Consider the following 6,160-nt stretch of genomic DNA (forward strand, 5'->3'; position numbering starts at 1 on the left):
GCGACCACGCCCGGCAGATGATAGGTGGCCATCGCGTTCGTTGCGGCAATGCAAACCTCGCCCTCCACGGCCTGGGAATGGCCGGAGGCGGCAAGGGAAATACTGTTGGCGGCATTGTTCATGTCCCGCGCGTGGCCGAGAAGCTGGCGTCCGGCCGCCGTCAGCGTCATCGAACGGGTGCCGCGCTCGAACAGCGTCACGCCGAGGCTTTCCTCAAGGCCCGCCACCTGGCGGCTCAGTGTCGGCTGGGTGACCTTGAGCGCGCGGGCAGCTGCCGACAACGAGCCTTCCTCGGCCGTCGCCAGAAAGGCGCGAACCTGGTTCCAGTCATATCTGACAGCGTCCCATATCATCCATCTGCGTATAACAGCTCAAGGAATTTAGGCAATTCCCGCATAGTCTGAAAGTCTCTATCACTGCGGTCAACATCACGGCGGTTCAGCTGCAAATTGAACCGCGCCGCAACACGCTATGCAGGAGCCCGACAATGGCAGCCGACAAGAAAAAGTTCTGGGACAAGATCGCGGACAAGTACTCCCGCGACCCGGTCGCCGATCCGCAATCCTACCAGATCAAGCTCGACATCACGCGCGAGTATTTCCATCCGGACATGCGGGTGCTGGAGATCGGTTGCGGCACGGGCTCGACCGCGCTTTATCACGCGCCCGCCGTCGCCCGGATCGACGCCTTTGACCTTTCCGACACCATGATCGCGATTGCAAAACGGAAGGCTGAGGATGCCGCGGTCACCAATGTTCACTTTCGCCAGGGTGATGTGACCGCGATGAATGGCTCAGACGGGCTTTATGATGCGGTGATGGCCCATTCGCTGCTGCATCTGCTGGAAGAGCGCGAACGGGTGCTTGAAAAAGTTCACGCCATGCTGAAGCCCGGCGGCGTTTTCATTTCCTCCACCGCCTGTCTCCGCGACTTCTCCTGGTATATCCGTGCGGCGCTCCCGGTGATGCAGATGGTCGGCAAGGCGCCTTACGTTGGCAGCTTCACCCAGGAAGGGCTGATCAACGAAATGGCCCGCGCCGGGTTCTCCGTTGTCCACCAGTGGTGCCCCGGCAAGAACAAGGCGACGTTTCTGGTCGCGACCCGGGCGCCTTGAGGCGGACAGGAGCGCGGCATAGATTTTCGCGGATTTTGCCGGTTTCCCATGCTACAACGCGCCCATGACCGACAGCCAAGCCTTTTCACCCGAAGAAATCGACCGTTACGCCCGCCACATCGTGCTGCCGGAGATCGGCGGCGCGGGCCAGCAGGCGTTGAAACGCGCCCGGGTGCTGGTGATCGGCGCCGGCGGGCTCGGCAGCCCCATCCTGTCCTATCTCGCCGCCGCCGGAATCGGCACGCTCGGCATCGCCGATGATGACGGCGTCAGCCTCTCCAACCTGCAGCGCCAGATCATTCACGACACCGGCGCTGTCGGCGCGGCGAAGACGGAGAGCGCCGCCCGGGCGATCGCCCGCATCAACCCGCATGTGGTCTGTCGCCGGTTTCACGAACGGCTGGATGCCGGCACGATCGGCGACGTGCTTTCAGGCTTCGACCTTCTGGTCGATGGCTCGGACAATTTCGACACCCGCTATATGGCCGCCGACGCGGCCGAGCGGGCGGAGGTGCCGCTGGTGACCGGCGCCGTGGGGCGCTTCGACGGGTCGCTGACGGTGCTGAAGCCCTATGCGCACGGAGCGGGCGGCAAGGCCAATCCGCGCTACCGCGACCTCTATCCCAAGCGTCCGCCCGAAGGCTTTGTGCCGTCCTGCGCCGAGGCGGGGATTGTCGGTCCCGTCACCGGCGTCATCGGCACGCTGATGGCGATGGAGGTGATCAAGCTCGTCACCGGAGCGGGCGAGCCGTTGATCGGCAGGCTTCTTCTCTATGACGGGCTTTCCGCCCGTTTCGAGACCATCGCCTATGCCCGGAGGGGGTGAGGCGGTCAGCCGGCCTGCAGGGCAAGCTGGTAGAGGCTGACGCAGCGCCCGCCGGAGGCACAGAAGGCCAGCACCGGTCCCTCGGTCTCTTTCAGGATCTGCTTCAGTTTCGATGCCTGGGTGATCGGTTGGTGGCCGCCGCCGACCGGCACATAGTAGCAGGCAATGCCGGCTTCCTTCGCGGCGGCTTCGATCTCGGCATATTTCGGCTGGAAAAAGCCCTCGCCGTCGGGCCGCATGCAGATGACGGCGGCAAAGCCCGCCTTCGCCGCTTCCGGCATGTCCCCGGCCTTCAACTGGCCGGCCACGTGGTAGTTGTTGTTGATTGCACGGGTATGCATGCGTGTTTTCCTGATTTCGGATGGGGTGGTCGGCGCTTCAGAGCGCGTTGACCGGCACTTTCAGCATCAGCCGGCCGTCCTTGTCCCTGGGCACGGCGCCGGCGCGCATATTCACCTGCAGGGAGGGCAGGATCAGCCGCGGCATGGAAAGCGTGGCGTCGCGCTTTTCGCGCATCTCCACGAATTCATCCTCGCTGATGCCGTCATGCAGGTGAATGTTGTGGCGACGCTCCTCGCCGACAGTGGTTTCCCACGCGATGTCGCGACCGTTCGGGCCGTAGTCATGGCACATGAACAGGCGCGTTTCCTCCGGCAGTTCGAGGACGCGCTTGGTGGAGCGGTAAAGCGTACGGGCATCGCCGCCGGGGAAATCGGCGCGCGCGGAGCCGCCGTCCGGCATGAACAGCGTATCGCCGACAAAGGCCGCGTCGCCGATCACATGGGTCATGCAGGCGGGCGTGTGGCCGGGCGTGTGCATCACATGCGCCGTCATGCCGCCGATCTCGTAGCTGTCGCCATCGGTAAACAACCGGTCGAACTGCGAGCCGTCGCGCTCGAATTCCGTGCCCTCGTTGAAGACCTTGCCGAACGCGTCCTGGACGATCACGATATTCTCGCCGATGCCGATGCGGCCGCCGAGCTTCTCCTGGATGTAGGGCGCGGCCGACAGATGGTCGGCATGAACATGGGTTTCGATCAGCCACTCAAGCCGCCAGCCCTTCTCGCGGATCATTGCGACCATCCGGTCGGCGCTCTCGTGGGTGATGCGTCCTGCCGCGTAGTCGATGTCCATGACGCTGTCGATCACGGCGCAGGCGTCCGATCCCGGATCGCGCACGATATAGGAGATCGTATTGGTAGCCGGATCGAAGAACCCGTGAACCTCCGGTTTGAGGTCGGGCGCGGGCGTAAAGGGCAGGGTCATCTCGGGGCCTCCTCGGGTTTGGTGCGGCAAACTATTAGCGCACAGTTCGTATCTACGCAAATATGAATTTATTATGGCAGATGCGATCGCGACCGATCGACTTGCATCGGATCTTTCGACAGGGAAGACAGGCCCGGACCACGGTCGGTCAGGCGCGGTTGGTGATCCACCGGCACTGGTAGGGCGCGAAACCGATCCTGGCCTCGTCGACCGTCTCACCGGAGATCAGATCGATCCAGCGTTCGCCGCCGATGAGATTGAGCGCCATGGCCGGGATTTCGAGCGTCTCGTCGGTCACGTTGTTGATCGCGAAAATGCTCTGGGTGCGGTCGACGCTCTGTCGCCAGAAACCGAACAGTTTCTCGCCGAGATGCAGGGTGAACTGCGTTGCGTTCGGGTGGAAGGCCGGCTGCCGCGTGCGGATGCCGATCAGTTCGCGCATGGCATTGAACACCTTGGCGTGCTGCGTGGTCTCGTCGGCAAGGGCTTCCTGCAGCGCGTCATAGTTCCAGCGGTGGCGGTTGATCGCCCGGTTATGGCCGGATTTCTCCACGCCCTCATAGTCATTGCTGGTCGACAGCAGCGAGTGGATGTAGAAGGCGGGAATGCCTTCCAGCGCCATGGCGATCGTCTGGCTGCAGAGGAAGCGGGCGATGTTGTGTTCATCCTCGCCCTTCACCGTGCCTTTCAGCGCGTCGAACAGCGAGACATTCATCTCGTAAGGCCGCATCGAGCCGTCGGAAAGCTGGCGCATGGAAACCCTGCCGCCAAAGCTCTTCACCGTCTCGACCATCTCACCGATCGCCTCGTCGGAGAGCAGGCTTTCGGCGGGCCTGAGGCCGATGCCGTCATGCGACGCGGTGAAGTTGAAATAGGCGCAGCCCATCTGCGCCGGCGGCATCGCCATCTGCCAGGCATTGAGAAACTGCGATGTTCCCGTCATCAGCGCATGCACGATCAGCGGCGGCAGCGAGAAATTGTAGATCATGTGCGCTTCGTTGCGGTTGCCGAAATAGCTGAGGTTTTCGACATTCGGCACATTGGTCTCGGTGATGAGGACGATGCTTTCCTCGCTGTAGTCGGCGAGCACCCGCATCAGCCGGATGATCTCGTGGGTTTGCGGCAAATGGATGCAGGAGGTGCCGACCTCCTTCCAGATGAAGGCGCAGGCATCGAGCCTGATCGTGCGCACGCCGCGATTGATATGGAAGCGCATGATGCGCAGGAACTCGAGCAGGACCTCCGGATTGGAGAAGTCGAAATCCACCTGGTCGTGGCTGAAAGTGCACCACACATGCTTCTCTCCGTCGGCGGTTTCCACCTTGCGCAGCAGCGGATGCGCGCGCGGGCGAACCACGGACGAGAGATCATCTTCCGGGGATGCGGTGAAGAAAAAGTCCCTGTAGGGTTCGTGGCCCATGCGGAACTCGTTGAACCAGTTGCTCTGGCTGGAACAGTGGTTGAGCACCAGATCCGACATCAGCCGGAACTCGCGGCCGATGCGTTCGATATCCTCCCAGCCGCCGAGGCCGGAATCCACCGCGCGATAATCGGTTATGGCAAAGCCGTCATCGGACGTGTAGGGAAAATAGGGCAGGATGTGCACGCCCTTGATCACGCCCTTCAGGTTTTCGGTGAGAAAATCCTGCAGCAGCGACAGCGGCTTGTGCTCGCCGTCGATGATCGAATTTCCGTAGGTGATCACATAGGCGTTGTCGGCGCTCCACATGTTGTTGCCGGCCACGCGGCCGCGTTTGCGCGGGACGACGCCATCGCCCCAGTAGGCCTCGAGCACCTGCCGCGTCAGCGCGCGGGAATCCTTTTCCGGATAGATGCTCTCCAGATGAAGCCGGATGCTTTCCCGCAGCCGCCTGGAAATCACCATGGCCTTTTGCGGCGTCTCAGAAACTGTCGTCATTCTTGTCCTTCTTTCCCCACACGCCAAGGTTAGCATGTCGGTTTTGATTGGCAATTGCCTATCGGGGACAAAACCGCGCTTTCCCGGCCGGCTTTTATTGCAGCACCGCATGCGCGCGGATGCGCGCAGGACCGCCAAGAGGAAGCGCGTGCCCGGCAATTTTCCGCCCCTCGGCGACGCGTTGTGCCGCCGAACGGCGTCGCCGAAGCGCGAACCCGGCCGCGCCGGCGGAAACGAACGCTTTCAAACGACTTGCATTTGTGCTAGTACATGAAGCATATTATTTCGGATACGTTAGAAAAAGATCAGATTTTAGAATATAAATTTAGAATTTATATTCATAATATATGATATTAAGGCTGATTGTGAGCAGTTCGTTCGAGAGTATACCTTTTTTTCAGGGGCGCCAGGCCCTCGACCCGCGTCTCATCTCGCATGCCGGCGCCCTTGCCGCGCTTGCCGGAACCGAGCGTATCCGGATTGCCAGGGCGCTGGAAGCGGGCGGGCTGAGCCGGATCGAGATCTGCCGGAGGACCGGGCTCTCCCTCATCGAGGTTGCGGCCGCCATGGCTTCGCTCGCCGGCCAGGGGTTGATCCTGAAGCTGCGGCACGGCGGCGAGACAATCTATGAACTTGCCCATCCCCGGCTCGGCGAGGTGATCCTGCTTGCGGAAGAACTGTCCGGCTCGCGCCCCTTTCAATCGGCCGGCTGAGGCAGGCGGCGGCTGCCTGTCGGGCATTGTGACCCGCGCGGGAGCCCGCGGAGGCTTCGGACGGACTGGCCTCCCGCCCTCATGTCGACGGGTCGGCGGACGTTTTCCCTTCCGGACGGCGGCCAGCGGAGAGCGGGAAGAGAACGCGAAATTTTCTTGAAAAAACGGAAAAATGCCGCTGGACTTGAAAAAACAAGATGCTATAAACGCGCTCATTCGCGGGCCGACGGCCCGCAAAAGGCGGCCCTTCTTTGAACCTTGGGCCCCTGCCCAGATAGCTCAGTTGGTAGAGCAGCGGATTGAAAATCCGCGTGTCCGTGGTT

Annotated in this window: 7 protein-coding genes; 3 read left to right on the forward strand and 4 right to left on the reverse strand. The window is 62.0% G+C overall.

Annotation, left to right across the window (positions count from 1 at the left end; all coding sequences use genetic code 11):
• Positions 1-353: LysR family transcriptional regulator (locus tag AC5DC2_RS17740; RefSeq protein WP_491699432.1), on the reverse strand; the 353-nt coding region annotated here is incomplete at its 3' end.
• Between the two features lie 134 nt (positions 354-487).
• Between AC5DC2_RS17740 and AC5DC2_RS17745 the strand changes: the two genes are divergently transcribed.
• Positions 488-1,114, forward strand: coding sequence for a class I SAM-dependent methyltransferase (locus AC5DC2_RS17745; RefSeq protein WP_491699433.1), 627 nt, complete (start codon positions 488-490; stop codon positions 1,112-1,114).
• 64 nt (positions 1,115-1,178) lie between these two features.
• Positions 1,179-1,940 carry a molybdopterin-synthase adenylyltransferase MoeB gene (moeB, locus tag AC5DC2_RS17750; RefSeq protein WP_491699434.1) on the forward strand — a complete coding sequence of 254 codons (762 nt, stop codon included), beginning with the start codon at positions 1,179-1,181 and terminating at the stop codon, positions 1,938-1,940.
• Between the two features lie 5 nt (positions 1,941-1,945).
• Here the strand turns inward: moeB and AC5DC2_RS17755 are convergent, their stop codons facing one another.
• The 3 genes from AC5DC2_RS17755 to AC5DC2_RS17765 form a co-directional block, all read right to left on the reverse strand.
• Positions 1,946-2,281, reverse strand: a complete 336-nt coding sequence (locus AC5DC2_RS17755; RefSeq protein WP_024706283.1) for a protein tyrosine phosphatase family protein — start codon at positions 2,279-2,281, stop codon at positions 1,946-1,948.
• A gap of 37 nt (positions 2,282-2,318) precedes the next feature.
• Complete coding sequence (locus AC5DC2_RS17760; protein WP_491699435.1) at positions 2,319-3,206, reverse strand: MBL fold metallo-hydrolase; 888 nt, start codon at positions 3,204-3,206, stop codon at positions 2,319-2,321.
• 148 nt (positions 3,207-3,354) lie between these two features.
• Complete coding sequence (locus AC5DC2_RS17765; protein ID WP_491699436.1) at positions 3,355-5,124, reverse strand: sugar phosphorylase; 1,770 nt, start codon at positions 5,122-5,124, stop codon at positions 3,355-3,357.
• A 365-nt stretch (positions 5,125-5,489) separates the two neighbouring features.
• Between AC5DC2_RS17765 and AC5DC2_RS17770 the strand changes: the two genes are divergently transcribed.
• On the forward strand, positions 5,490-5,837 hold the full coding sequence (locus AC5DC2_RS17770) for a helix-turn-helix domain-containing protein (protein WP_152534421.1): 348 nt from the start codon (positions 5,490-5,492) through the stop codon (positions 5,835-5,837).
• The last annotated feature ends 323 nt before the right edge of the window (positions 5,838-6,160 follow it).

This window comes from Martelella sp. (assembly GCF_984369615.1).

Coding starts and splice junctions, on each gene's coding strand:
- AC5DC2_RS17745 (WP_491699433.1), top strand. CDS start 488: ATGGCAGCCGACAAGAAAAAGTTCTGGGACAAGATCGCGGACAAGTAC.
- moeB (WP_491699434.1), top strand. CDS start 1,179: ATGACCGACAGCCAAGCCTTTTCACCCGAAGAAATCGACCGTTACGCC.
- AC5DC2_RS17755 (WP_024706283.1), bottom strand. CDS start 2,281: ATGCATACCCGTGCAATCAACAACAACTACCACGTGGCCGGCCAGTTG.
- AC5DC2_RS17760 (WP_491699435.1), bottom strand. CDS start 3,206: ATGACCCTGCCCTTTACGCCCGCGCCCGACCTCAAACCGGAGGTTCAC.
- AC5DC2_RS17765 (WP_491699436.1), bottom strand. CDS start 5,124: ATGACGACAGTTTCTGAGACGCCGCAAAAGGCCATGGTGATTTCCAGG.